The sequence below is a fragment of the Xanthomonas fragariae genome (assembly GCF_900183975.1).
GTDB classification, from domain to species: domain Bacteria; phylum Pseudomonadota; class Gammaproteobacteria; order Xanthomonadales; family Xanthomonadaceae; genus Xanthomonas; species Xanthomonas fragariae.
On sequence record NZ_LT853882.1, the window covers coordinates 4,195,787 to 4,222,742 of the forward strand.

Annotated in this window: 11 protein-coding genes, 2 tRNA genes, 3 rRNA genes, 2 other RNA genes and 7 pseudogenes; 5 read left to right on the forward strand and 20 right to left on the reverse strand. The window is 62.4% G+C overall.

Going from position 1 to position 26,956, the window contains the following annotated elements; genetic code table 11:
- Positions 1 to 23: 23 nt before the first annotated feature.
- Positions 24 to 1,433, reverse strand: a complete 1,410-nt coding sequence (locus PD885_RS19485) for an FAD/NAD(P)-binding protein (protein WP_002804959.1) — start codon at positions 1,431 to 1,433, stop codon at positions 24 to 26.
- Between the two features lie 307 nt (positions 1,434 to 1,740).
- On the opposite strand from PD885_RS19485, the gene PD885_RS19490 reads away from it, so the two are divergent.
- Positions 1,741 to 2,517 carry an SDR family NAD(P)-dependent oxidoreductase gene (locus PD885_RS19490; protein ID WP_040762454.1) on the forward strand — a complete coding sequence of 259 codons (777 nt, stop codon included), beginning with the start codon at positions 1,741 to 1,743 and terminating at the stop codon, positions 2,515 to 2,517.
- Positions 2,518 to 2,625: 108 nt separating this feature from the next.
- A pseudogene (locus PD885_RS19495) lies at positions 2,626 to 3,421 on the forward strand (transposase); the annotation flags it as partial.
- A gap of 142 nt (positions 3,422 to 3,563) precedes the next feature.
- Here the strand turns inward: PD885_RS19495 and rrf are convergent.
- The 5 genes from rrf to PD885_RS19520 all read right to left on the reverse strand — a co-directional run bounded on the left by rrf (position 3,564) and on the right by PD885_RS19520 (position 8,770).
- A 5S ribosomal RNA gene (gene rrf, locus PD885_RS19500) occupies positions 3,564 to 3,678 on the reverse strand.
- Positions 3,679 to 3,847: 169 nt separating this feature from the next.
- A 23S ribosomal RNA gene (locus PD885_RS19505) occupies positions 3,848 to 6,728 on the reverse strand.
- 227 nt (positions 6,729 to 6,955) lie between these two features.
- A tRNA-Ile gene (locus PD885_RS19510) sits at positions 6,956 to 7,032 on the reverse strand.
- Positions 7,033 to 7,051: 19 nt separating this feature from the next.
- A tRNA-Ala gene (locus tag PD885_RS19515) sits at positions 7,052 to 7,127 on the reverse strand.
- Positions 7,128 to 7,223: 96 nt separating this feature from the next.
- Positions 7,224 to 8,770 (reverse strand): 16S ribosomal RNA (locus PD885_RS19520).
- Together the 16S, 23S and 5S rRNA genes with 2 tRNA genes alongside form the textbook arrangement of a ribosomal RNA operon.
- A 711-nt stretch (positions 8,771 to 9,481) precedes the next feature.
- On the opposite strand from PD885_RS19520, the pseudogene PD885_RS21630 reads away from it, so the two are divergent.
- Positions 9,482 to 9,645: pseudogene (locus tag PD885_RS21630) on the forward strand (benzoate/H(+) symporter BenE family transporter); the annotation flags it as partial.
- A gap of 306 nt (positions 9,646 to 9,951) precedes the next feature.
- Here the strand turns inward: PD885_RS21630 and PD885_RS21635 are convergent.
- Positions 9,952 to 10,119: pseudogene (locus tag PD885_RS21635) on the reverse strand (hypothetical protein); the annotation flags it as partial.
- Between the two features lie 46 nt (positions 10,120 to 10,165).
- On the opposite strand from PD885_RS21635, the gene PD885_RS19525 reads away from it, so the two are divergent.
- The gene (locus tag PD885_RS19525; protein WP_002801519.1) at positions 10,166 to 10,972 is read left to right on the forward strand and encodes an IS5 family transposase; all 807 of its coding nucleotides are present in this window, start codon (positions 10,166 to 10,168) and stop codon (positions 10,970 to 10,972) included.
- Between the two features lie 15 nt (positions 10,973 to 10,987).
- Here the strand turns inward: PD885_RS19525 and PD885_RS21190 are convergent.
- The 6 genes and pseudogenes from PD885_RS21190 to PD885_RS19560 all read right to left on the reverse strand — a co-directional run.
- A pseudogene (locus PD885_RS21190) lies at positions 10,988 to 12,522 on the reverse strand (GAF domain-containing protein); the annotation flags it as partial.
- A complete protein-coding gene (locus PD885_RS19540) occupies positions 12,519 to 13,112 on the reverse strand; it encodes a biliverdin-producing heme oxygenase (protein ID WP_002803834.1) in 594 nt (197 codons plus the stop codon). The pseudogene PD885_RS21190 and the gene PD885_RS19540, both read right to left, overlap by 4 nt.
- Before the next feature lie 99 nt (positions 13,113 to 13,211).
- Positions 13,212 to 13,968 (reverse strand): annotated as a pseudogene (locus PD885_RS19545) (MFS transporter); the annotation flags it as partial.
- Between the two features lie 150 nt (positions 13,969 to 14,118).
- Positions 14,119 to 16,285 (reverse strand): annotated as a pseudogene (locus PD885_RS22305) (lytic murein transglycosylase).
- A 386-nt stretch (positions 16,286 to 16,671) separates the two neighbouring features.
- A complete protein-coding gene (locus PD885_RS19555) occupies positions 16,672 to 16,878 on the reverse strand; it encodes a hypothetical protein (protein ID WP_002803837.1) in 207 nt (68 codons plus the stop codon).
- Between the two features lie 234 nt (positions 16,879 to 17,112).
- Entirely contained in the window at positions 17,113 to 17,502 is a 390-nt protein-coding gene (locus tag PD885_RS19560) for a YchJ family protein (protein WP_002803838.1), read from the reverse strand.
- A gap of 185 nt (positions 17,503 to 17,687) precedes the next feature.
- Here PD885_RS19560 and PD885_RS19565 point away from each other — a divergent pair, with 185 nt between their 5' ends.
- Entirely contained in the window at positions 17,688 to 18,467 is a 780-nt protein-coding gene (locus PD885_RS19565; RefSeq protein WP_002803839.1) for a sulfite exporter TauE/SafE family protein, read from the forward strand.
- 113 nt (positions 18,468 to 18,580) lie between these two features.
- On the opposite strand, the gene PD885_RS19570 is transcribed toward PD885_RS19565, so the two are convergent.
- The 7 genes and pseudogenes from PD885_RS19570 to PD885_RS19600 form a co-directional block, all read right to left on the reverse strand.
- A non-coding RNA gene (locus PD885_RS19570) (sX9 sRNA) lies at positions 18,581 to 18,645 on the reverse strand.
- 103 nt (positions 18,646 to 18,748) lie between these two features.
- A complete protein-coding gene (locus PD885_RS19575; RefSeq protein WP_002803842.1) occupies positions 18,749 to 19,930 on the reverse strand; it encodes a Wadjet anti-phage system protein JetD domain-containing protein in 1,182 nt (393 codons plus the stop codon).
- Positions 19,931 to 20,045: 115 nt separating this feature from the next.
- Positions 20,046 to 23,460 (reverse strand): annotated as a pseudogene (locus PD885_RS19580) (ATP-binding protein).
- A 91-nt stretch (positions 23,461 to 23,551) separates the two neighbouring features.
- Positions 23,552 to 23,627: non-coding RNA, sX9 sRNA (locus PD885_RS19585), on the reverse strand.
- 133 nt (positions 23,628 to 23,760) lie between these two features.
- On the reverse strand, positions 23,761 to 24,462 hold the full coding sequence (locus PD885_RS19590; protein WP_002803844.1) for a DUF4194 domain-containing protein: 702 nt from the start codon (positions 24,460 to 24,462) through the stop codon (positions 23,761 to 23,763).
- A complete protein-coding gene (locus PD885_RS19595) occupies positions 24,446 to 25,918 on the reverse strand; it encodes a DUF3375 domain-containing protein (protein WP_088057081.1) in 1,473 nt (490 codons plus the stop codon). The genes PD885_RS19590 and PD885_RS19595 overlap by 17 nt, the downstream gene beginning before the upstream one ends.
- 188 nt (positions 25,919 to 26,106) lie before the next feature.
- Positions 26,107 to 26,905 (reverse strand): IS5 family transposase gene (locus tag PD885_RS19600; RefSeq protein WP_088057141.1). Its coding sequence is split into 2 segments (ribosomal slippage): positions 26,107 to 26,635 and positions 26,634 to 26,905, totalling 801 coding nucleotides; the frame shifts between segments, so codons are not numbered across the junction.
- Positions 26,906 to 26,956 lie beyond the last annotated feature (51 nt).

Sequence of the window (26,956 nt, forward strand, 5' to 3'; positions counted from 1 at the left end):
GAGAGGGGTAACGTTACAAACAACTACAAACGCGCGTCGACCTCGCTCGGCACATGCTCAGCCTCCGGCTGTAACGCCGGTGTTTCACCTGGCAACAACCGTTCGGCCAGCGCCCGCGTGGCCACGCGCAACTCGGGAACGGCAGTGATTTCCCAATAGCGCCCGCGTAGTAGCGGGCCTACGCAATACAGCCCCCGTACGATCTGCCCGGTGCCATCGCGCACGCGCAGTTGTGCATCGGTGTCCACGCCAAGACCCAGTGAGTCGGCACACAACAAGCCCGCTTCGCGCATGCCGGCGATCAACGGATCGCTGGTGCGATCAATGTCGGTATCCAAACCCGTCGCGCGAATCACCGCGTTGTAATGGCCGGTCTGCGCGTCGGCAGCGCCGCGCGGGCGCAGTACCGCTTCGACGCCATCGGGCACCCAACGCGCACGCAGTAACCGCGCTGCGACGATCTGCAGTTGCCCGGATTCCTGTAATTGCGCGAGCTGTTCCGCTGCGCGCGGTGCCACACGATGTCGCGCCACTTCCCAATACGGGCGCAGATGACGTAGGAAGCGTGCACGCTGCTGCAACTCCAGCCGCTGCCAGAGTGGTTGCAGATGCGGGCGCAACGCATCCACCACACGCCGCCAATCGTCGACCACGACACTCAGCTGACGCACCCCGCGCAGCAGACTACGCAGGTCGGCATCCTTGAGCGCACGTTGCAGATGCGGCGGCAATTCAAGTGCCGCACCCGGCTGGCGCAGATGCGCTTGCGGTACCAGCCCGCGTCGCGAAATTGCCAGCAAACGACCACGATGACCGCGCGCATGCAGGGTCAATGCGACGTCCACCATGGTCAGCCCGGTGCCGACAATCAGCACGTCATCGCCCGGCGACAACCGCGCCAAGGCATCGCCGTGCCACGGCCAACCGATGTAACGCGGATGCACACTCAAGCGCGGGCCGATGCCGGCCAGCGCCTGCGGTTGCAACGCGCCCACTGCCAACACCACGCGGTCGCTATGGAACCCATCGCCATTGGCGAGAAACACGCGAAACCCTTTGCGCACGCGCTCTACCGCCACCGCTTCCTGCGACAACCGCATAATCGACGCCTGCGCCCCGCTTACCGCGGCATCCAGCTCACTGCGCAGATAATCGCCATAGGCCAGCCGCGGCAGAAACTCCAGCCGCCCGCTATCGCCTAGATGCAGACTGTCCGCGAATGCACCCGGCGCCTGTACATCGATGCCTAGGTCCTTCGCACGCACGTTGAGCAAATGCTCCGGTCGCGCCGCCCCATAGGCAATGCCGCTGCCGAAGGTCTCGGCTACGCCGACCAAGGTGATGCGAACCTGTGCACCTGCCATCTGCGCCAGCGCACGGACCAGCGCGGTGCCGCAGAAGCCGGCCCCGATGATGGTGATATGGGTTTCCATGTACAATTTCCAGCTAAATTGAACTGCACGTTGTGCCCGCAGCGTGCCGCAGGTGTGTAAACAAATGGTTAGCGACCAGCAACTCTAAATGCATCAGCTGATCGCTGTTAGTGATGAGGCTTGCGTTGCAGGCCACGCGCGCAGCGCATTACAGAACCATGACAGCGTACGCAACCGCAGCAGAGTGCTGCCGCCGGCCTTCCACAACTTCACGCAACGCAGCTGTGCGCAGTAGGCGCCGTGCGATGATCGACGCCAGCGTGAACTCGCTGTTCGATAATGCGGGCTGTTGAATCGAGCGCCCGACATGTCGCTTTCTGCAGCATGTTTGCAACGTGTTCTGATCGCCGGCGGCAGCCGTGGCATCGGCTTGGCGATCGCTGAAGCGTTCGTGCGCAGCGGCGCGCATGTGTCGCTATGCGCACGCAATGCCGATGGCTTGGCACAGGCCACGCAAGCGTTGGCAGCGCATGGCGCGCCGGTGCATACATTTCCCTGCGATCTTGCCGATGCCGCGCAGATCGAAGCCTATGTGCAGGCCGCCGCACATGCGCTTGATGGTTTGGATGTGGTGATCAACAACGCCTCCGGCTACGGACACGGCAACGACGACGCAAGCTGGCAGGCCGGCCTGGATGTCGATCTGATGGCCGCGGTGCGCTGCAATCGCGCTGCACTGCCGTATCTGCGCAACAGCGATGCCGCGGTGATCCTCAACATCAGCTCGATCAACGCGCAGCGCCCGACCCCACGCGCAATCGCCTATTCCACCGCCAAGGCAGCGCTCAATTACTACACCACCACGCTGGCCGCCGAACTTGCACGCGAGCGAATTCGCATCAACGCGATTGCGCCGGGCTCGATCGAATTTCCTGATGGGCTCTGGGAACGACGCCGCGATGAAGACCCCGAACTCTACGCAGGCATCCGCGACAGCATTCCGTTCGGCGGATTTGGGCAGGTGCAGCACATTGCCGATGCCGCGTTGTTCCTTGCATCGTCGCAAGTACGCTGGATCACCGGCCAGGTGCTGGCAGTGGATGGAGGGCAGTCGTCGGGGGTGAGCTGTTGTCTCACGAGTTAGACATGCACGAGCTACTCGCCAGTAATATCCGCGGTACAAGCGACGTCCCCCCGATTTTGAGTAGCGCCTCAGTTTGGAGTCCAATTCCCTACCCCAAGGAGATTGGACGTGAAGAAGCGCTTTACCGAAGAGCAGATCATTGGCTTCCTGCGTAAGGCCGAAGCAGGCGTGGCGATCAAAGACCTGTGCCGGCGCCATGGCTTCAGTGAGGCCTCGTACTGCCTGTGGCGCAGCAAGTTCGGCGGGATGAGCGTGCCCGATGCCAAGCGACTCAAGGACCTTGAGTCCGAAAACGCGCGGCTGAAGAAGTTGTTGGCCGAGCAGCTGTTCGAGAACGACCTGATCAAGGATGCGCTGCGAAAAAAGTGGTGAGCGCACCGGCGCGTCGTGCGCTGGTGCGCGAGTGGATCGGGTGCGGTGCCAGCGAGCGTCGCGCCTTGGCGGCGATCGGCATGAGCGCCAGTGCGCTGCGCTATCGCCCGCGCGAAGACCGCAACGTTGAGCTACGCGAGCGCATTCTTGCGCTGGCGCATCGCCATCGCCGCTATGGCGTGGGGATGATCTATCTCAAACTGCGACAGGAAGGACGCGTCGTGAACTACAAGCGTGTGGAGCGGTTGTACCGCGAACAGCACGCCGCAGGCGCAAGAAGGTGCCGGTGGGCGAGCGCCAACCATTGTTGCGGCCATCGCAGGCCAACCAGGTGTGGTCGATGGACTTCGTGTTCGACCGCACTGCCGAAGGTCGGGTGCTCAAGTGTCTGGTGATCGTGGACGACGCAACCCACGAAGCGGTCGCCATCGACGTGGAGCGCGCGATCTCGGGACGCGGCGTTGCGCGCGTGCTGGACCGACTGGCACACAGTCGCGGTTTGCCGCAGGTGATATGCCCAACATCTGGCAAACACCGATATCATCAGGCCCGGACTCTAAACCCGGCCGCTACTCAGGGCGGGGGGACGTCGGGCCTGGTCCATCGATCGCGACATCACCTTTCGGGCAAGAAGAAACCCTCTATCCTTACGGATAGAGGGTTTCGGTTAAAGCCCCTGGCGATGACCTACTCTCGCATGGCTTGAGCCACACTACCATCGGCGCAGCTGCGTTTCACTTCCGAGTTCGGGATGGGATCGGGTGGTTCCACAGCGCTAATTTCACCAGGGAGACGTTTGGAGAGTCGCCAGTTTTTGCTTCGCAGCAAGCGTTCGCACATAGGTGCAAGCGTCTGCGTTGAAGCGCATACGGCGCTCGTCTCGCATAGTTAACTTGTGACGTAGCTTGCATTTGATGATCTACCAACGTTCGTTGGGACCAAGGCAACTTGAGGTTATATGGTCAAGCCGCACGGATCATTAGTATCAGTTAGCTCAATACATTGCTGTACTTACACACCTGACCTATCAACCACGTAGTCTACATGGTTCCTTTAGGGGGCTTGTGCCCCGGGAAGTCTCATCTTGAGGCGCGCTTCCCGCTTAGATGCTTTCAGCGGTTATCGCTTCCGAACATAGCTACCCGGCAATGCCACTGGCGTGACAACCGGAACACCAGAGGTTCGTCCACTCCGGTCCTCTCGTACTAGGAGCAGCCCCTCTCAAACTTCCAACGCCCATGGCAGATAGGGACCGAACTGTCTCACGACGTTCTGAACCCAGCTCGCGTACCACTTTAAATGGCGAACAGCCATACCCTTGGGACCGACTACAGCCCCAGGATGTGATGAGCCGACATCGAGGTGCCAAACACCGCCGTCGATATGAACTCTTGGGCGGTATCAGCCTGTTATCCCCGGAGTACCTTTTATCCGTTGAGCGATGGCCCTTCCATACAGAACCACCGGATCACTAAGACCTACTTTCGTACCTGCTTGATCCGTCGATCTTGCAGTCAAGCACGCTTATGCCTTTGCACACAGTGCGCGATGTCCGACCGCGCTGAGCGTACCTTCGTGCTCCTCCGTTACTCTTTAGGAGGAGACCGCCCCAGTCAAACTACCCACCATACACGGTCCCTGATCCGGATAACGGATCTAGGTTAGAACGTCAAGCACGACAGGGTGGTATTTCAAGGATGGCTCCACTGCAGCTAGCGCCACAGTTTCATAGCCTCCCACCTATCCTACACAGACGAACTCAACGTTCAGTGTAAAGCTATAGTAAAGGTTCACGGGGTCTTTCCGTCTTGCCACGGGAACGCTGCATCTTCACAGCGATTTCAATTTCACTGAGTCTCGGGTGGAGACAGCGCCGCTGTCGTTACGCCATTCGTGCAGGTCGGAACTTACCCGACAAGGAATTTCGCTACCTTAGGACCGTTATAGTTACGGCCGCCGTTTACTGGGGCTTCGATCAAGAGCTTCGCCTTGCGGCTGACCCCATCAATTAACCTTCCAGCACCGGGCAGGCGTCACACCCTATACGTCCACTTTCGTGTTTGCAGAGTGCTGTGTTTTTGATAAACAGTCGCAGCGGCCTGGTTTCTGCGACCCTCTTCAGCTATAGCTCGCATGAGCCACCAAAAAGGGTGCACCTTCTCCCGAAGTTACGGTGCCATGTTGCCTAGTTCCTTCACCCGAGTTCTCTCAAGCGCCTGAGAATTCTCATCCTACCCACCTGTGTCGGTTTACGGTACGGTCTTCGTGAGCTGAAGCTTAGAAGCTTTTCCTGGAAGCGTGGTATCAGTGACTTTGCCATAAAGGCTCGTCTCGGTGCTCGGTCTTAAAGAATCCCGGATTTGCCAAAGATTCAAACCTACCGCCTTTCCCCGGGACAACCAACGCCCGGTACACCTAACCTTCTCCGTCCCTCCATCGCACTCACGCGAGGTGCAGGAATATTAACCTGCTTCCCATCGACTACGGCTTTCGCCCTCGCCTTAGGGACCGACTAACCCTGCGTCGATTAACGTTGCGCAAGGAAACCTTGGGCTTTCGGCGTGCGGGCTTTTCACCCGCATTATCGTTACTCATGTCAGCATTCGCACTTCCGATACCTCCAGCAGACTTCTCAATCTACCTTCACAGGCTTACGGAACGCTCCTCTACCGCGCATAAAACAAGTTTTATGCACCCCAAGCTTCGGTTCACTGCTTAGCCCCGTTAAATCTTCCGCGCAGACCGACTCGACCAGTGAGCTATTACGCTTTCTTTAAAGGGTGGCTGCTTCTAAGCCAACCTCCTGGCTGTCTGTGCCTTTCCACATCGTTTTCCACTTAGCAATGAATTTGGGACCTTAGCTGTGGGTCTGGGTTGTTTCCCTTTTCACGACGGACGTTAGCACCCGCCGTGTGTCTCCCGGATAGTACGTACTGGTATTCGGAGTTTGCAATGGTTTGGTAAGTCGCGATGACCCCCTAGCCATAACAGTGCTCTACCCCCAGTAGTATTCGTCCGAGGCGCTACCTAAATAGCTTTCGAGGAGAACCAGCTATCTCCGGGTTCGATTAGCTTTTCACTCCTAATCACAGCTCATCCCCGTCTTTTGCAACAGACGTGGGTTCGGGCCTCCAGTACCTGTTACGGCACCTTCACCCTGGCCATGACTAGATCACCCGGTTTCGGGTCTACTGCCCGCGACTATGCGCCCTTATCAGACTCGGTTTCCCTTCGCCTCCCCTATACGGTTAAGCTTGCCACGAACAGTAAGTCGCTGACCCATTATACAAAAGGTACGCAGTCACTCTTGCGAGCTCCTACTGCTTGTACGCACACGGTTTCAGGATCTATTTCACTCCCCTCTCCGGGGTTCTTTTCGCCTTTCCCTCACGGTACTGGTTCACTATCGGTCGGTCAGGAGTATTTAGCCTTGGAGGATGGTCCCCCCATATTCAGACAGGGTTTCACGTGCCCCGCCCTACTCGTCTTCACTGGAGTGGCCCTTTCAAATACAGGGCTATCACCTTCTATGGCCAATCTTTCCAGATTGTTTTTCTAAAACCATTCCAGCTTAAGGGCTGTTCCCCGTTCGCTCGTCACTACTTAGGGAATCTCGGTTGATTTCTTTTCCTCCGGTTACTTAGATATTTCAGTTCACCGGGTTCGCTTCCAGCAGTTATGAATTCACTGCAGGATACTGCCGAAGCAGTGGGTTTCCCCATTCGGATATTGCCGGATCAAAGCTTGTTGCCAGCTCCCCGACACTTTTCGCAGGCTACCACGTCCTTCATCGCCTCTGACCGCCTAGGCATCCACCGTGTGCGCTTATTCGCTTGACCATATAACCCCAAGTTGCCTCGGCGCTATATGCCGTGTTGTGTGGGGTACAAAGCCACCAACGCGAACATACCACTCAATTACTTAGGGACTCTAAGTCCCCGCCTTAGCCTCAACGACACGTTTAGATAGATATCTCAAACGCTCGCTACGTCACAAGTTATAAAAGAACACGCATCAGCCTCAACGCTGATTCGTATAAATTCTTAAGTGTGCACTACATTCAGAGTGGTGGGTCTGGGAGGACTCGAACCACCGACCTCACCCTTATCAGGGGTGCGCTCTAACCACCTGAGCTACAGACCCAACGTCTTTTCACTCAATATGGTGGAGCCTGTCGGGATCGAACCGACGACCCCCTGCTTGCAAAGCAGGTGCTCTCCCAGCTGAGCTAAGGCCCCATTATGGGACTTTCGCATACCGACCTGTGCCGATATGTATCTCTGAATGCAGGTAATTTGTGAGGACGCCCGACAGGACGAATGACGTCATGCTCAAAAGGAGGTGATCCAGCCGCACCTTCCGATACGGCTACCTTGTTACGACTTCACCCCAGTCATCGGCCACACCGTGGCAAGCGCCCTCCCGAAGGTTAAGCTACCTGCTTCTGGTGCAACAAACTCCCATGGTGTGACGGGCGGTGTGTACAAGGCCCGGGAACGTATTCACCGCAGCAATGCTGATCTGCGATTACTAGCGATTCCGACTTCATGGAGTCGAGTTGCAGACTCCAATCCGGACTGAGATAGGGTTTCTGGGATTGGCTTGCCCTCGCGGGTTTGCAGCCCTCTGTCCCTACCATTGTAGTACGTGTGTAGCCCTGGTCGTAAGGGCCATGATGACTTGACGTCATCCCCACCTTCCTCCGGTTTGTCACCGGCGGTCTCCTTAGAGTTCCCACCATTACGTGCTGGCAACTAAGGACAAGGGTTGCGCTCGTTGCGGGACTTAACCCAACATCTCACGACACGAGCTGACGACAGCCATGCAGCACCTGTCTCACGGTTCCCGAAGGCACCAATCCATCTCTGGAAAGTTCCGTGGATGTCAAGACCAGGTAAGGTTCTTCGCGTTGCATCGAATTAAACCACATACTCCACCGCTTGTGCGGGCCCCCGTCAATTCCTTTGAGTTTCAGTCTTGCGACCGTACTCCCCAGGCGGCGAACTTAACGCGTTAGCTTCGATACTGCGTGCCAAATTGCACCCAACATCCAGTTCGCATCGTTTAGGGCGTGGACTACCAGGGTATCTAATCCTGTTTGCTCCCCACGCTTTCGTGCCTCAGTGTCAGTGTTGGTCCAGGTAGCCGCCTTCGCCACGGATGTTCCTCCCGATCTCTACGCATTTCACTGCTACACCGGGAATTCCGCTACCCTCTACCACACTCTAGTGACCCAGTATCCACTGCAATTCCCAGGTTGAGCCCAGGGCTTTCACAACAGACTTAAACCACCACCTACGCACGCTTTACGCCCAGTAATTCCGAGTAACGCTTGCACCCTTCGTATTACCGCGGCTGCTGGCACGAAGTTAGCCGGTGCTTATTCTTTGGGTACCGTCAGAACAATCGGGTATTAACCGACTGCTTTTCTTTCCCAACAAAAGGGCTTTACAACCCGAAGGCCTTCTTCACCCACGCGGCATGGCTGGATCAGGCTTGCGCCCATTGTCCAATATTCCCCACTGCTGCCTCCCGTAGGAGTCTGGACCGTGTCTCAGTTCCAGTGTGGCTGATCATCCTCTCAGACCAGCTACGGATCGTCGCCTTGGTGGGCCTTTACCCCGCCAACTAGCTAATCCGACATCGGCTCATTCAATCGCGCGAAGCCCGAAGGTCCTCCGCTTTCACCCGTGGGTCGTATGCGGTATTAGCGTAAGTTTCCCTACGTTATCCCCCACGAAAGAGTAGATTCCGATGTATTCCTCACCCGTCCGCCACTCGCCACCCATAAGAGCAAGCTCTTACCGTGCTGCCGTTCGACTTGCATGTGTTAGGCCTGCCGCCAGCGTTCACTCTGAGCCAGGATCAAACTCTTCACTTAAAATTACGTGCCCGAAGGCAAATTACTTTAGCTGCAGAAGCTCAACCACTGGCAACTTATCGCTTGCAAAGCAATTAATATGTTGCTTGATTAAACGTCTGCAAGATGGACAATCATCCTTCCTGCAGGCGTCCGCACAAATTACCTGCGCACACTGTCAAAGAACAGTGGGAAGCGGCTTCAGCGCCGTTCCCTCCAACTTCGTCGTTTCCGTCGAAGCTAGCCGCCCATTATAGCGGTCTTTTTCTTGCTGTCAACACCTTCATTCAGCGGTGCTTGACGCCGATTCGTTTACCGCCCGAAGGCTTTCTGCGAACCCAGCCTGCCATAGTAGCAGGCTTTGTATCTTTGTCAACCCCTCGTGAAGAGACTGTTGACGCTGCTGCACTTCCATCCGCTCAAACGGCTCTCCGTGTAGCTAGACTTCATGCATTTCGTCAATATCTTGTGATATCTCCGATTTGCCCGTTCGTTAGTGCGATGCTTCGAGAAGCACCGCCGTCCTGAGCGAGGTCGCGCAGTTTATCGAGACTGCGCAGAAGTGCAAGCACTTTTTGACAATGACATGACATCAGGGGCACTTCGGCTAATCGCGGTGCCGTGGCCGGCTAAGACGTTGTGGCCACACGTCAGAGAACCGCTGCGGTATCGGTTGCGGGTGGCATCGACGAGAATGCTTGGGTTAGATAGAGCGATCAGGATGCACGCAGCCTGCTCCGCGATCTGTCCCTGCCTGCGATTGCCGCAGGCTTCGTCACCGTGCTGGCAGGGTTTGCCAGCTCTGTGGTGTGGTGATCGTGTTCGAGGCGGCGCGGCATCTGGGCGCCGATCAGGCATTGATTGCGTCGTGGATATGGGCGCTTGGAATCGGCGTGGTTAATACGCTGCTGGCGTCATTCGGCGGCTATGCGTTGAACTTGGCGGTGATCACTGCCGCGTTTCCATGCGAGCTGGTGACTGCGGAGGTTGGTGGCCGGGACCACCACCTTGCTACTGTTGCGGATGCCGAGTTAGGCGCGGCACCCCGCCTAGGTGTATGCAGCTGGCACAGCGCCAGATGACGTCGCAGCCGTCAGGCGACTGATGCTCTGGCTTGACGGCACTACCACGCGACCACAGCAGTTGTGCGTGCAGCCCACACCTATCGGACAACGGCCCACCCCCTGTTGGTAGCCACTCTATTATTCTGGATCGCGTAACTGCAGCAGCCAGTGCGCAGTGACACCGCTGGGACTGGGCAGCGGTTCGAGGTGGAACTGGCGATAGGCCGGCGCGCCGTCCTGCGCGCGCAGCGGCAAGGTGACGTAGGCGGCACGGCCGAAACGCAGCGCGTCTTTGAGCAATTCCACCTAGAGCGTGTTATGAACTTTGCCCTTGTCACGCTAACGTATACGGATGAAGCCTCGTAAGCCTTATTCCACCGATATTTCCGACGAAGAATGGGCCTTTGCGGCTCCCTATTTGACGCTGATGGACGTGCAGGCACCGCAGCGCAAGTATGAGCTACGCGCGATGTTCAACGCACTGCGGTGGATCGCGCGCGCCGGCGCACCATGGCGATTGCTTCCCAACGATTTTCCGCCCTGGGAAGCGGTGTATCAGCAAACACAGCGCTGGCTGCAAGCGGGCTGCTTTGAGGCCATGGTCAGTGATCTGCGCTCACTCTTGCGTGTGGCGCAAGGGAAAAAAGGCCAGCCGAGCGCGGTCATTTTCGATGCTCGCACGCTGCAGTCCACCTGCGAAAGCGGGCCGCGTGCTGGATACGATGGCTATAAACGCAAGAAAGGCAGCAAGGTACACATGGCCGTCGATACGCTTGGACATCTGCTCGCTGTCCAGGTGACGCCGGCTAATGAGCAGGAGCGCGCGCAAGTCCGATCGTTGGCACAAGAGGTACAACACGTGACCGGTGAAACGGTCAAGATCGCCTTTGTTGATCAGGGCTACACCGGTCAAGAACCGGCGCAGGCGGCCACGGAAGAAGGCATTGAGTTGCACGTGATCAAGCTGCAAGAAGCGAAAAAAGGCTTTGTCTTGCTGCCGCGCCGTTGGGTTGTCGAGCGCAGCTTCGGATGGGCCAATCGTTTCAGACGGCTGGCACGCGACTACGAGCGATTGCCGGAAACCTTGGCCGGTTTGCACTTCGTCGTCTTCACGATCCTGATGCTTGGAAATGCAGCCACCCTCTTTCAAAGTTCATAACACGCTCTAGGAGGCAGCGGCGTCGTCGGCCAGCAAGGTGAGGATGTCGCAGCCGATCAGGTCGGCGACTTCGACCTGGCTGAGTTCGGCAAACGCCGGGTTGACGAATATCAGCGGGTGCGCGGCGGCAGTTGCGCCGCGTTCGATAATGGCCACGCCGTCGCGCAACCGCGACAGCGAGGCTTCAAGCAGGGTGAAATCCTGTTGGAAGCGCTTGCGCTCCATCAGCTCGATCAACACGCGCAGGCTGCGCGCCGATTCCAGATGCAGTGGCGACCAGCGGCGCGCGCGGCCACGTGCGGTCTGCTGCCAAAGATCAAAACTCTTGCGCGGCGACAAGCGCGAGTTGGGGATGTCCTGCAGTTTGGCCAACTGTGGGTTGCCGGCCCATTTGACCTGCAGCACCTGCTCGCGGCGGGTCCACAGCAAGGCGCTGCGCGATTGCGGCATCAGCGGCACGAAGATGAAGCCAGCGGCCAGTGGCGCGAGATCGGCCAGCTCCGGGAACATTTCGCCGATCGCGTCCACATGCATGGCGCCGACGGCGTCCTCGCGCAGGGCGTCGTGGTGCGCGGATTCGAGATGGTCACGGATGCGCCGCAGCGCAGCGACATCGGGGGTGCTGCCATGGCGGCGAGCATGTCCACAGTCAGGTGCTCGGCGTCGTTGAAATCGGTGATCAACTTTTCGCGGATGGTGAGCAGCACCGATTCCAGCCGCGCGCGCGCGACTGCCTGCAGCGCGCCGATGCGACCGGCCAGTGGGCGGGTGACCGCATCGGTGGTATCGCGCATGGCGTGGCTGGTGAACTGCGGGCCGTAGAAATCAGCCCCCAAAGCGCGTCGTTGACGACGATCGAAGACACCAGTGTGGCGCTGACGCCCATGTTGGCCAGATATTCCAGATGCACCGGCGAGACGCTGCGCAGACTGACGTCGCTCAGGTCCACCGGGGTGCCCAGGCGCGGATGCCAGGTGGGTTCGATCGGCGACGGCCGATAACTGACATCGGCGATCTGGCGGACGCGATTGCGCAGGTACAGCGCGCGCGCCTGCGCCGGAATGTCACTGGCCGGGTAATGCAGGCCGAGATAGGCCTCCAGCTCGGGTTGACGGGCTTCGGCGATGACGTCGCCGTTCCATTCTTCGTCGAAGCGGCAAATCATCACCCGATCGAAGCCAATCATGCTGCGCAGGCCCTTGGCCGCGCGAATTGCAGCTTCTTCGATGCCGGAGTCGCGCTCGATGCAGCGCAACAGCGGCAGCGCTTCGCGCAGGGACACGTCCATCAAGCGCGCGTCGCGTGGTTCGATTTCGACCAGCCATTGCTCCGGATACAGATGCCAGGCGGCGGCCCAGGGGTGATCGGTGGGAAGCGCTGCGCTGCGGAAAGCGCACGTCGGCATGCAGCAGGTGCTGAGCTTGTTCGGCGACTGCGAACGGATGCGCGTCCGGCAGTTCCAGCACCTGCGAGCAAGGTATGCCCAGCAGCGTGTGGATCGGCTCACGCGCGCAGACATCCATATCCATGAGTTCGGTGGGCTGGTTCACGGGCCCGGCTCCGCTGCAAGGCAGGTATGGAAGTGGGCAAACATGGCCTGCGCCCCGTTGATGGCGGCAGTGCGCGCGGAAGGGGTGTCGAGGCGTTGGTCGAGCACCGCCTGGAAGCGGCGCCCGCCCGCCGGGTCGTCGTCGGCCATCTCGAAATAGCGCAATGCATCGGCCAGAGCGGGGTGGTGCTTGCGCACGCTGCGTGCGATGACACTTCCACCCAGTTGCGAGCCTTCGATGACATAGAGCGTGCCCCAGCGTGCAGCGTCGTTATCGGCTACGGGCGCGGCGACCGGCGGGTCTGGCTGCTGACCGAGCGTGCGCAGATCTTCGCGCAAGGCCGGCACGCGGCGGCGATAGTGCCAACCGCTGGCGACCAGGGTGCTGAGCCAGTCGCTTAGTTGATTTTCGAGACCGGCCAGCAATGCGTGATGCCGACGCAGGATCTGCGCGTAGGCAGCGCGCTCGACCCGCCCCTGCCCCAGCGCCTGCATCAGCGGGACCGCTTCGACCAAGCGATGAGTGTCCTGCGTGGCGTGGCGCAGCGCGAGCGCCGCCGATGACGGCACAGCCAAGGCGTCAGAAAACATAAGGGTTCAAGGCGGTGCCGCGGCACGAGGGGCATCAGCCTAGGAGCGCCTGCGCAAATCAGATAAGGCGGGCGCGAGCGCAATATGAATAGTTTGGAATCATCCCAGTGCCGCGGGCGCACTTACGCCGGCCCGCCCTGCCCGTTTCCAGGCAATGATCCAACCTGTGGCCAGCGACACCCCGGCCAGCAGCCAAGGCGCGCCGGGCAGAGGCAGCGGAGCGCTGCGGCCGATGAACCAGGCGAACGTGTTGGCGAACAGCACCGGACCTGCGATGCCAGCCATATTGACCAGGCTGGTCAACGCGCCCTGCATGCGGCCTTGCGCTTCTGCACCGACCTCGCAGGTGATCAAGGCCTGCGCGGACGGTGCGGAGACCGCCCAGCCAGCGCACCACCCAGCCGACCGGCACCGCATTGACGATGATGCTGCACACGCCGACGCCGGCCAGCACCCAGCTCACCTCGCGCGGGCCCCAGTTGTGATGCTGGGATAGACGTGGTGCGCTAGGTTGGCCAGAAACACCACCGAGGCCAGGTCGAACACCTGCGGATATCAGCGCAGCAATTTGAGCGCCTGGCGGGCTGGCATGCGACCCGTCCAGCAGCGACGTGCCACGTTGGACGGGAAGCGGCTTGGGCAGCACGAACCAGCCCTACAGCACATTCAACAGCGCCAGCCCCGCGGCAAACCAGAACGGCCAGTGCAACCCGATGCTACCCAGCCAACCGCCTATCAACAGGCCGCCGACAAAGCCAATGCCGAATGCGGCACCGGGCATGCCGAACACACCGGCCCGTTTGTCGGCGCGGGTGACATCGGCGATGTAGGCATTCGCGGTGGCCATGGTGCGCGATCAAAAACCCTTTGACGCGACCCTTCACCGGGCTTGACACCAAACACAGTTGCTCATCCGCACCTGAGAGACACCTTCGACCCCGTGTAGGGGCCAATGTCCCGATAGGGAAGAAAGTCCGGGTGTACAAGCCAAAGGCGATTCTTGTGGCTATTGGACGCCGATGGTCTGAGCCAGCGTGTGGCTGGCGCCGGGGGCCAGTTCGATCACGTCCGGGCCGGCGTTGGCTGCTTCCAGGCAGACATAGTCGCGCCAGCCCTCGCCGACGTCGGCCATCTTGGCGGCCGCTTCTTCTCCCGGATTCCAGGCCACCAGCGCGCGGCTGCCTTTGGTGGCGATGACGATGCGGCGGCCGAGTACCGGGTCGGTGAGGGTGTAGTGGCCACCAGCGATGGTATAGATGCGGTCGCTACGGCCAGGATCGCGTGGGTCGCGCAAGGTCCAGTCGCCTTGCTGATGGTGCACGTTGGCGTAGTTTTCATATTTGTCGATGTAGTCCAGACCATCCAGGCCCTGCACGCTGACCTTGAGCGCGTCGCCGACGCGGAAATAGTTGTGCAGTGCCTGGGTGAAACGCACCGGGGCCTGGCTGGTGTTCTCGGTGATCAGGCTCTGCTCCAGGGTGCGGCCAATGCGTAACGTCATGCGCAGGCGTAGCGCCAGGTCATCGAAGGTGGGCGGGGTCAGCGTGAGCACCAGGGTGCCGTCGTCTTCGCGGTGGCTGGCGGTCAACTGCCACGACACGGTGCGCACGAAACCGTGTGCGGGTACGTCGCCGGTCTGGTTCTGGCGACCGAAGTACGGCCAGCACACCGGTGTGCCGCCGCGGATCGGAGTGGGCGGCTGCCGAGCGCTGGGTGAAAGCCACATGACGTCCTGCCCGCCCTTGGGCACGAACGACAGCAACTGCCCGCCGAACAGGCTGATGGCCGCAGTGGAGAACGGGGTGTCGATCAACAGCGAGGGGAAACCGTGGAAATCGCCTGTGCGCAGGCCGGTCAGGTCGGACATGGGGGGTGCCTTCTGGACGATGGGGGATTGAGCGAATGCGGGATAGGCGGCCGGCAGCTTGAACGCGGTCGCGCGGATGGCGGCGGCAGCACCGGTAACCGGTAGCGCGGCACGTAAGGCGCTGAGGATGCGTTGGCCGGGGCGGCCATCGGCCGGTTGCAGACCCAGCCGGGTCTGCTCGACCTGGATAGCGCGCCGGGTGGCGGTGCCGACCATGCCGTCGGCCTCGCCGATCAGATGACCGCGGGCGAGCAGCAACTGCTGCAGTTCGCGTCGCTCTGAGCGGCCCAGACCGGGGTCGTCGGTCGGCCAGGCTCCGATCAGGCCGGCACCACCGCGCAGGCGGTCGGCAAGCAAAGCGATCGACAGCGCGTAGCTTTCGGCTGCGTTGTAGGCGTAGATCGCGTCGTAGTTGCCCAATACCAGGAACGCCGGGCCGGTTGCGCCGGCCGGCAGCAGCAAGGCAGCCGGGGTCTCGGCAGGCAGACCGCTCGGCGCCAGCGCTTTGCCATCGGTGCCGAGCAGGCCGGCGTTTTGCCATGCCTGTAACGGCTGGCGCCGGGTGCGGCCGGCCTTGCTGGCATCGAAACCGGCGGGCAGGTGCACTTCCATGCCCCAGGCGCGCGCGCGCTGCCAGCCGGCCTTGACCAGATAGTTGGCGGTGGAGGCCAGCGCGTCGGGAATGCTGGCGACCAGATCGCGGCGGCCGTCGCCGTCGCCGTCAACCGCGATGCGGGCGTAGGTCGAGGGCATGAACTGGGTCTGCCCGAACGCGCCGGCCCAGGAGCCGGTCAGACCGCCAGGGGACAGGTCGCCTTGTTGCAGCAAGCTGAGCAAGGCGAGGAATTCGCCGCGAAAGAAGGGTTGGCGGCGCCCTTCGCACGACAGCGTAGCCAGCGACACCAGCAGCGGGCGCTTGCCGGTGACGCGGCCGTAGTCGCTCTCTACGCCCCATACCGCCACGATGGTGGCCGGGTCGACGCCGGTCTGCTCGGACAGTAGGGTGAGCAGGTCACGATGGGTAAACCAGCATTGCTTGGCCCTCGGTCACGCGCTGGCTGTCGACCAGACTGGCGAGGTAGTCCCAGATCGGGGTGGTGAACTCGGGCTGCGCATCCAGCAGCGGCAATACGCTGGGATCGGGCGCCAGATCGGCGGTAAAACGCTCGAAGCTGGCGGCGTCGACACCCTTGGTGGCAGCCTGGATCTGCAGGCCGGCCAAGCAGCGGTCGAAGGCCGGATCGGCGCAGGCGACCAGCGGCGCCATTCCGATCAGGAAAGGCAATGCGCGCCGAGGCAGCGTCATGGGGCGGTGGCCGGCGTGTGGAGGGAGGTCATGCAGTGCAGCGTTCCTGTCGCGGCAAGTCGAGCCGGGAGCATAGCCAACCTGGCCGGTGCGAGGCGTGCAGGTGAGGGTGACGCTGCGACGCCGTAGGCTGCTGCACTTGGTCGGGCGGCGAACGCGTCGGCTTGGCGGACACGCCGAGGGTGGGCTCACCTGATTGGAGCGTCTGAGACCAAGCGGCGAACTCGTGCGGGTGGCCCGGCCGATGCGCAGCGGACGCACATGATCGAGCGATTCCAACGGTACATGACGAACGGCCAGCAGGCTGGCATCCATGATCGTGCGCGAAGGTGTGCAGCACCGACTCCGCCTACCTGCTGGCGTCGCTGGCCATCGGACAGGCGCGCTTAGCTGCCGTCGCCGCTGATGCCCGTGAGCAGCGACAACGTGGGTGTCGAGGGGCTGCCGTCGGCGACGCGGCGGATGCGTGCGCGGCGCGGGGCGTCGTGGCGCGGGCCGAACCAGATCATTGCGGTGGCCAGGCAAGCCGGCAGCACGATCGCAAAAACGGCCACCGCCAGGAGCACCCATTCCCATAGATTGAGGGTTGCCATGATCCGTGTCCGCCCCCGCGGCGAAGTTCGCAAGCGCGACAAGCTTCCGTGATCGGCTGCGAACGTGGCGTCGACAAACCGCATGCAGCGCTGCCGTTGGTCGGGCTGTACGGCTTCACGGGCTGCGGTCTGGCGGTCGGGATCGCCGGGCCTGACTGGACCACGCGCCAGCCACGCCCGCCGGTCGGTCGGCACCATGGCGTGACGCCATCCTGTTTCGAGCCCGAACGATGCTCAGCGCGCGTCAAGATAGTACCAGTGCCCATCTTCGCGCACGAAGCGGCTGTGTTCGGTCATGCGTACCGCGCTGCCACCGCCGATGCGATAGCGGGCCAGGAACACGACTTCGCTGGTGTCGGCGCCAGTGACGATGGCGCGCTGCACGGTCAGACCGAGCCAGGTGATGCGGCCGCCCTCGTCCAGCGACAGTTCGGGCGGGCGCGTGGATGGATGCCAGCTTGCGAGCAAGTAGCCCACATCGCGGCGCACGTAGGCGCTGTAGCGCGCGCGCATCAGGGTTTGGGCATCGGGCGCAGCGGCACCGGCGTGGTACTGGCCGCAGCACTGGGCGTAATCGCCGGAGCAACCGCAGGGACAGGGTTCGGTGGGTGCAGGGTCCGGCATGAGGCGATTGTGCCGGATAGGATTGGAGATTGGCGAGGCAGGAAGCGAGCGTCGACGGGTCACTCGGTCGGAGCAGACAGGCGCATTTTCAATGCCAAGCACGCTTGGCACTTCTCCATCCGCCGCTGCTCTACGCGCGCGCTATGTCGGTGCGGCCGCTATGCTGTCGCCCCGTCGTGCGGAGCGTGGCATTGCTGGAATTGATTCCCACCGAATTGCCGTGGCTGCTGTGCATCGCGTTTGTCGCCGGGCTGGTGGATGCGGCGGTCGGCGGCGGTGGCTTGATCCAGCTGCCGGGTTTGTTTGCGACCTTGCCGCAGCAGGCGCCGTCGCTGATTCTGGGCACTAACAAGTTCAGCGCGATGTTCGGCACCGGCGCCTCGGCATGGCGGTATGCGCGCAATGTGAGCTTTCCATGGCGGCCGGTGCTGTACGCGACCGTGGCGGCATTTGCGTTTTCGTTTTTGGGCGCGACCGCGGTCAGCCTCATGCCCAGGCAGGCGGTGCGGCCACTGATCTTGGCGCTGCTGATCGCGATGCTGATCTACACGCTGATCAAAAAGGATTTCGGTGCGCTGCATCGCCCGCGCGCGATCGGTCAACGCGAACTGGCTACCGCGCTGGCGATGGGCGCGGCGATCGGGTTCTACGACGGGTTTTTCGGTCCGGGCACCGGCAGTTTTCTGATCTTCTTGTTCATCCGCTTTTTCGGGCTGGATTTTCTGCGTGCTTCGGCCGCGGCCAAAGTGGTGAACTTGGCCACCAACGTCGCGGCGCTGTCGTTCTTCCTGCCCAGCGGCCAGGTGATGTTGGCAATAGGCATTCCGATGGCTGTGGCCAACGTGGGCGGCGCAGTCGCGGGGACGCGGATGGCACTGCGCGGTGGCATACCGCTGATCCGTATGTTGTTCCTGGTGCTGGTGGTCGTGCTGATCGGCAAGATGGGATGGGATCTGCTGCGCTGAGCGCGTGCACACCCGCGTGGCTCGATGGGTGAGCCAATCATGCAATGCGATTTATTTAGCCGCGCTAGACATTCATGCTCAATATCGATCGCACGCCTGCAGAAATTAAGAGTGGCTCACAAAACGTAGCGAGCAGTCGCCAGGTGGACGGAGCAACCGCAGCGTACGAGGGGTACATGCCGATTCCGAGCACCGGCCGCGCTCGCACGGCGAGTGCGCGGTAGTTTTTGTTAGCCACTCTAAGTCCCGGCCATGCCTCTGCGCAGCTGCGCGGCGACCGCTCAATCGGCCAAGGCGGCCTGGATGCACGGCCAGGCGTAGTCCCAAGCGATACGCTCCTGCTCCAGGCGAGGAGAAGGGCCGAACCGGCCGCTGCGCAGCCCCGCGTACAGGCACTGCTCCTCGTCGTTGAGCGCATCCAGGCGCTGCTCCGGATGCTGTTCGCATTCGTGCCCCCACAGGGAACGCGGGGTTGCCTCCAGAGTGGCCTGGTCCATCAACACCGCGACGGTCGGTGGCGCATATGTGCGCAGGCGGTGCAGGATCGCCAAGCCATGGGTGTCGATGTCGCCCCAGTAATACAGCGGCAACGCGCGTAGCCAGTCGATGCTGCGCACGTACTCGATGGCGTAACCACGCGCCATCAGCACGACCGTGCCCGGCAGCGCCTCGCAGGCCAGACCGGTCTCGTGGTTTTCCACGATCAGTACGCGCCGCGCCGGCAGGTGCAGCGCGGCGATTTGCGCGATCGGTGCGGTGATGTCTTCCAACCCACCCACGTGTTGACGCAGCGCCGGATCGAGCAATCGCAAGCGCACGCGATCCGGCGCGGCGCGCAGCCCCGAAAGGCTAGCGAAGCTGCGCGGCCCCGCGATGCCGCGCAGGCCGGCTAACCAATCGGCGACCACCCCGCGGCGGGATTCGATCCATTTGCTGTCGATGCCGGCAATGGGCAATTGGCGCAGGAATAACCCACTGTCGCGATGCCGGTGCAGCCAATCGACCACCGCCACCAACCGCGAAAAATCCGCCTCCGGCCAGTCGGCCAGCAGATCGAATTGACGACGTAGCCGTGCCGCCAGGGCGGCCGCCTGCGGCCAGCGCGCATGCAGCGCCGCTCCACGTTGGCTGGCGCGCTGCCAGCGCTCGGCCTCGCCAAGCGCGGCAGCGGCCTGGGCCGCATCGTCTAGCACCCAGGCTTGCGGCAGACGTTGCGGCCCCAGTTGCGGCCAAGCCACCTCGCGATAGTCCACACGGCCCGGCAGTTCAGTGCGGTTCCAGCTCTGCAGCCAGTGGCCAAAGGCATCGAACCTTGCGATGGCTTGGGTCTGGGTCGGCACCCGCAACGAGATGGGTTGCGGCGTGCCCTCGCCGATCAGCCACTGCCCGCGTGCGCGCTGCCATTGCCCGCGCAAGACCTGCAGCGCGGCGGCAAGCAGCAGCATGGGCGAGGCTGCAGCCATCAGTGCGGGTTTGCGGCGACGCGCTTGCGACGCGTGAGGGCATCCGCTGCCGGCACGCATGCACTGCGCACCAGGCCCAGCGCTGCAAACGCGCACTGCGCGCGGCCTGCACCGGTCATGGGGTGACCGGTGCGACGCCGTCGTCGGCAGACGGCTCGGTCGCCGCCGCAGGGGCAGGCACCGCGCTGCGCGAGCGCTCGGGCAGCTTGAGCCGGCGTGCCTGTTCGTCGTATTCGATCAGCAACACACCCGAGTCGTGACGGCCGCTGATCTCCACAAAGCAGGCGCCGCCAATGAACGGCTCCAGCGTCATCACCGATTTCAACGGCGTGGCCACCACCATCTGGAAGCTGAAGTTCTCGAAGATGTTCATCGCCAATGCGGTGAATTCGTTGTCGGCCTTGTCGAACGCTTCATCCAGGACCACGGCCGCATAGCGCGGCAGTTCGCCGTCTTTGCCGCCGAGCTGGTAGCGCAGCGCCGCCGCCAGACATGTGGTGGCCAGCTTCTGTCGCTGACCACCGGACTTGCCGGCGCCGCTGCGGTAGATTTCCACCTGCTGGCGGGTGGCCGTATCCAGTTCGACGCCGACGAACTCCACATGCAGACGCACATCCAGCACCAGCTCGCGCCAGCGCTTGTCTTCGCCTTCGGCCGAGCCGAGCTTGCGTACCACTTCGCGTAGCACGGCAAATTGCTGTTCGGCCACATCGCGCTGCTCGGTCTGGTGGTGGCCGAGCACATCGCGCAGACGCTGATGGAAGTCGAGCACCTCCGGCAAACGGCGATCGCTGAGTTCGATGGTCAGCAGCGTGCCGTGGTTGAACGGCACCTGTTCCAGGCTGGCGTTGACCTCGTCCAGGCGTTGGGCGATCGACTTGCGCGCTTCGGCGGTGTAGCGCTGCAACGCGAGCAGGTTGTTCTTGCTCTGACTCTGCAACAGGTCGAAAAAGCGCGCCTCGTGCTGTGGCAAGCCATCGCGTTCCAGGCGCTGCAGGCGGGCGAGAAAATCTTCGGTGCCGGCCAGACTGACGGTGAAGTCGCCGCTGTCTTCCGGCCATTGCTGGCTATAGCGGCGAAAGCAGCCGAGCAGCAGCTGTTCGAGCCGGTTGTGCTCGCTGTCGCTGGCGCTGGTCTGCTCGATGATGGCATTGCCGATCTGGCGAAAATGCGCTTCGAGATTATCCAGACTGAGCGCGCCCAGGTTGCCGAGGCGCTCATCCAGCCCCTGCCGCTGCAGCGGCGTGACCACACGTGCATCTGCATCGGCGCACTGCAGACGCTGCTCCTCCAGCCGCGTGCGCTCGACGCCGCGCGCGATCCGCTCTGTGCGCACGCCTTCGAACGTGCGCTTGGCCTGCTCCAGGTCGCCACGCGTGCGGTCGATCGCCTCCCCCAGCGCGCGCAGGTTGGCATCGCCTTCACGCAGCTGACGCAAGGCGCTGGCGATATCGTCCAACCGCTGCAGCTGGGCGGCTACGTCGATCTCTTCCCAGCCCAGGTTGGCCAGGGTGTGCTGGGCCAGGCGCCGGGCGCCATCGCGTTCGCGGCGCGCGCGCAGGTCGGCCACGTCGGCATCGCAGGCGGCGATGCGTTGCGCCAGCGCGATGGCTTCGCGTTCGAACAGTTCCAGCTTGTCGCGGTTGTCGAAGCCCAGCAGCCAGCGCCGACGGTCGCCGACCGCATGGCGGTCATCCTTTTCGTAACGCTCGCCGGGGTGCTTGACCTGACCTTCGCGGGTGATGGCGCGCTCGGCGTGACGCAGCGCAGTGGCCGAGTCCACGCAGTCATAGTCGAAGCGCTTGCCCAGTTCGCGCCGCAACCAGCCGACCAACGCATGATCGCGCAGCTCCAGCTTGTGCAGCAGCGATGCGCTGCCGGGTTCGCGCGCCGTCAACGCCTGTTCGTTGTTACGCACGCGGTAATAGACCAAGCGCGTGCCCAGATGGGTGCGATTGACCCAGTCGGCGACCTCGGCGGCATGCCGCTCGTCCACCAGTAGCGACTGCGCAAAACCGTGCAGCAGCCGCTCGATGGCGCCGCGCCAGTTGGCGTCTTCCGCGCGCACCTGGATCAGTTCGCCGACGAACGGCAGCGCGGCCTCGGGCACACCGGTCTCGGCACTCAGGCGCGCACGCAAAGCCTGCATCGGCGAGGGGATATTGGAGGGACGCCTCGATCTCGGCACGCACCTGCGCAAAGCGCTGCGTGTCGTCGCGCTTGCCGGCGATGCGCTCGCCGATCGCTTCGTCCAGCTCGGCGGCCAGCCGCTGGCCGTCCTCGAGTGCAGCGCGCGCCTGTGCGGACTGCTCGGCAAAACCGTGCGCATTGTCGGCCAGTGTCTGGTCGAGCTGGCCGCAGGCGTGTTCGGCCTTGGCGCGCTTGTCGCCGCGGCGCGCAAGTTCGCCCTGCACCTGTGTCTGCTCGCGTTCCAGCGCATCGATGCGCTCGCCACCCTGGCTGCGACGCTGCGCCTCCAGATCGGACAGCCGTTGTTGGTGATTGTCCAACGCGGCGCGGCGCTGGCCTTCCTCACCGGCCAGCCCCTGATCGTCCACGTCCAGTTCGTGCAGGCGCGCATCCAGCAAGGCGAGCCGGCGCTGCTCGCGGTACGCATCGATGCCGAGCTTCAGCTCTTGCAACTGCCCACGCTGACGCCGCACCAACTGCAGGTCGTCGTAATGCGTGCGCGCTGGCAGCAGCGTTTCGACCTGCCGGCGCGCGGTAACCACCGCCCGATGGGCGCCATCGAGCTCGGCAAAGTCGCCCACCAGCCGCTCGGCGGCGTCGAAGGTCTTGGGCTCTTCGAGCATGAACCCGCGAAGGAACACATTGAGATCGCCGAGATTTTTTGCCGACTGGGTCTTGTGCAACAACCGCAATGCCATCTCGTTGGCGATGCCCAACTGATGGCGGAAGCGCTCGGCGTAGCCGGAAAAATTCTCGAAATGTGCAATGTCATCGCCCAGCCGCGCCTTGAGCTTGCGCAGATCCAGATCGAAGCCGGCCAGCTCGCTGGCGATATCGAAGCTGCGTTCGACCACCATGTAGTGCTTGCGCACGTCGGCTGCGGCCGCGCCGTTGCCGGCGATCCAGAACAGCCGCACCAAGCTGATCACCCGCCCCTCACCGTTGCGGTATTGCAGCACCAATGCGCTCCAGGTGGCGCCCTTGCGCAAATACTGCGTGGCGATTTCGCCTGATGCGCTGTCCTGCTGGTCGGCCCAGGCACCACGCGCATACGACACCAGATTGCGATCGCGGCCACTGCGTTCGGCCTCGCGCGCGGCGGCGTTGAAATCGACCTGACTGGGCGGGGTCAGCAGCGCCGACATTGCATCCAGCAAGGTGGATTTGCCCGAGCCGGACCGGCCGACGAACAGAAAGCCCTTTTCGGCAATCGGCACGTCGCTCAGGCCGCTGAAGGTGCCCCAGTTGTGGACCTGCAGGCGGCGCATGCGGAACTGCTGCAGGCGCGGGTCGGGCAGATCGTCGGCAAACAGGCTGGCAGGCACGGAAGAAGAATTCATTGCGACCGTTTAGGCCGTGTCACGCACGTGAGAAGCAGCGCGGTGTTCGTCGGCAAACCTCGATCGACGTTGCATGGCGCGGGCTTAGAGCGGCTAAAAAACGTAGCGAGCAGTCGCCAGGTGGGTGCGGGCGGCGCGGAGCAACCGCTAGTGTAGGAGTGGTACATGCCGATTCCGAGCACCGGCCGCGCCCGCCTGGCGGTAAGCGCAGTCGTTTCGTCAGCCACTCTTAGCCGCTGCCAGCGCCGACGCCGTGCCCGATAGCCGGCACTTGCAGATGTGCGTCATCGCACGGCGATGCTAGGACTCGCCCACCTCGACGAGGCTACCGGGCTGCTCGCGCAACTGGCGATAAACCTGCGCCAGCGCGGATACGGCCTCTGCGGAGAACAGCAGCTCGAGCGTCGGCGAGAGCTCATAGCGGTTGTCGTCGCCGCGCAGGCGGGTAAGCACGTGGTTGTCCTTCATTTTCTGGATGGCGTTGCCGACCCGCCGCATGAACCCGGCGCGGTCGGTGGACAGGTTTTTCTCGTACACCGCCAGTGCTTCGCTCAGCGCTGCGTCCTCGACTACCGCACGCACGCCGCGCGCATCGGCTTCGGTCAGTTGCTGGCGCAGATGCAGCAACAGCACCGAGTCGATGAAGGTCAGCGGCGAAGAACGCAACAGCACCGGCGCTTCCAACTCGCCGGTCTCGGCCTGACGGGTGAACGCGACGCCGGCTTCGCGGTCCAGCACCAACTCCAGGAACAGGTCGGCCAGGCTGCTGCGCACGGCCGCTTCATGCCGCAGCAACGCCGGCCACAACGTGCTGTGGCGCTGCACGTCCACGCTGGGCCCGCTGAGCAGCTGGCACAACACGCGTCGGGCATCAGGCGCAAGCCGGCCGCTGTCGCCAGGGAACAGACCGGTGCCCGTGTCCGCACCGCTGCCTGCAAGATCATCAGCATGGTCGGCCTGTGCCTGAGCGTCTGCTGCGGCGTTGTCAGCCTGCCAATTCATTGCGTTTCTCCTGGCTGAACCACACTAACGGGATACGCGCGCGCCGCCATTGGCCGTCGCTGCCGCACCATTGCGCGGTCTCGCTTTGGTGTGCGTCGACCTGGCCATGCCGCGTGCCCAGCGACAAATAGCCAATCACGCTGCCCAGGCCCTGCTCGGCCTGCCGCTGCGCCAGCACCTGGGCGATCGACAGCTGCGCGTTATCGCCCAACAGCGCGTACAGGTTGCGGCGCAAACTGCGGAAATCGATCTCCGACTGCGCGACCAGATCGCCCACGCTGTCCAGCGAAATGGTGGCCGCATCGTTGCGCTGGATGCTGCCATCGACCTGCACCTGACGCGGATCGTGCATGCGCCATTGCGACAACGAGCGCAGCCGGCTGGTGGTCAGGCTGAGATCGCACCCGATCAGGTGCTGTGCGCGCAAGTGATCGCGCAGGCCAAGCGCTTCGGCCTGGGCCTGCTTGAGCAACTGATTGAGCCGGCGCTGTTCCAGATAACCGCGGCTCTGCACGAAGCCGCGCAGGCTGCGCGCGAAATGCTGCAGCACATCGTGCACCTGGCCGCCGCGTTCGAGCATGGTGCCGGTAAGCCCGCGCAGGAAGCTGCGCTCGCGGCGATGGAGCTTGCGCGCGAAGGCGCGCGCCAGCACCGTCTCCAGCGCCGCATCCAGCTGCGCACTTTGTTCGGCATCGTTGAGCAAGGCCCAGAAGGCCTGAAAACTAAGCCCGGCCTCGCTGTCGCCGATCACGTCCACACCCTCAAACAGCTTGGTCAGCACATCGCCGCGTTCGCCCTCGTCGTCGATGATGCGCTCGCGAAATTGCCGATTGAGCTGCTCGAAATCATCGCGCACGCGGCGGAAGTCCTCGGTCAGCTCGTCGGCCAGCGCAATCACTTGGCGCGCGCGCTCCAGTGCCCGCTTGCCGTCCAACGAATCGGCCTTGCCGGAGGACACGCGTGCGATTTCCGCATCGATACGATCGCGTTCGTCGCGCAGCGCCGACAACCGGGCATCAGGGTTGGTCTCGGTCAGCGCGGCCAGTTGCGACAACTGTTGCATCACCAACGCCAGGCGGCTTTCGGTGGCGGCGCCACGGGCGTGCTCCAGGCCATCGGCAAAGCGAATCGCCTGTATGGCCTGGGTGGACAGTTCGTATTCTTCTTGCTGTGCGCCCTCTGGCAGACGCCGTTCCAGCCAGCCCTGGGTCAACCAATGCGCGATATAGACCTGTGCGGTACGCGGCAGTTCGCGCAAAAGCTGATCGACATTCAGTTCGTCGAGCATGCGTTGCAGGCGCTCGTGCAGCACTGATGCCGGCAAGCGTCGCTCGCTGTCGAGCAACAGCGTCTGCAGCAGACCGATCACTTCCGGCGCCTGGTCGGCCGCGAGCAGTTTCCACAGCGGCTGCTCACGCAGCGTGCGATAGCGGGCGATGCGTGCACGCTGTTTCATGCCGGTGCGCGGCCGTCCGGCTCATTACTCGGCCGCTGCATCACCGCAGGCACATCCAACGCTTCGACGCGCGCTTGGCGCACGCTAGACATCATCGGCACGGCTGCACACCTTAGCCGCGTGCATTGGGAGATACGCCGTGGTGGTTGTGCCATGCCGGGCTTGCCGGTCAGGCCATAAGAGCCTGTTCACGATCTTTTGAGTAGAAGCGCCAAGAAGGCCAGATGGATGAACTGCAAGCTGGTGTTGAGTTTGCGCTCGCAGTTCTTCCACAGCCTTCGGTTTTTCTCCAGCCAGGCAAAACTGCGCTCGACGATCCAGCGCTTGGGCATGACCTTGAAGGTGTGCAGTTCGCTGCGCTTGGCAATCTGCACCGTGAGCTGCTCGCCTAGAATCTCTCGCACGCCTTCGGCAAACGGTACTCCGGTGTAACCACTGTCGCACAGCAGGCTTTGTACATGCGTCAAGTTTGACTGACAGCGCTCCAGCGCCCGCAGCGCACCTTTGCGGTCGGTCACCTCCGCCGTCGTCACCGCGATGGCATGGGGCAACCCCTGGGTATCAACAGCGATATGCCGCTTGATGCCCGACACCTTTTTGCCCGCGTCATATCCCTTTTGCCCGGCTGTGTCCGTGTTCTTGACGCTCTGCGCGTCCACGATCAAGAACCTGCTGAAGATGTTGCGCTCCTGTTTCTCGCGGGCCACGCCAACCTGATTTTTTGAGCGCCCGCTCCAGCAGGCTCACTCCTTCATCGTCGCACTCGCTCCACTTGGCAAAGTACGCGTGCACGGTCCGCCACTTCGGAAAGTCGCTGGGTAGCGCTCGCCATTGGCAACCGGTTCGCAGCACGTACAACACTGCGCACCACACCTCATACATATCCACTCGGCGTGGCTTGGTGCGCTTGCGCGCTTGTTCCAGGATCGGGAGGATGTGTTCGAAATGCTCCCGGCTCATGTCGCTCGGATAGGTTTTTTGGCGCATCCGCAGAGTCTGCACCAATCAGGAAAGATCGTGAACAGGTTCTAAGAAGTG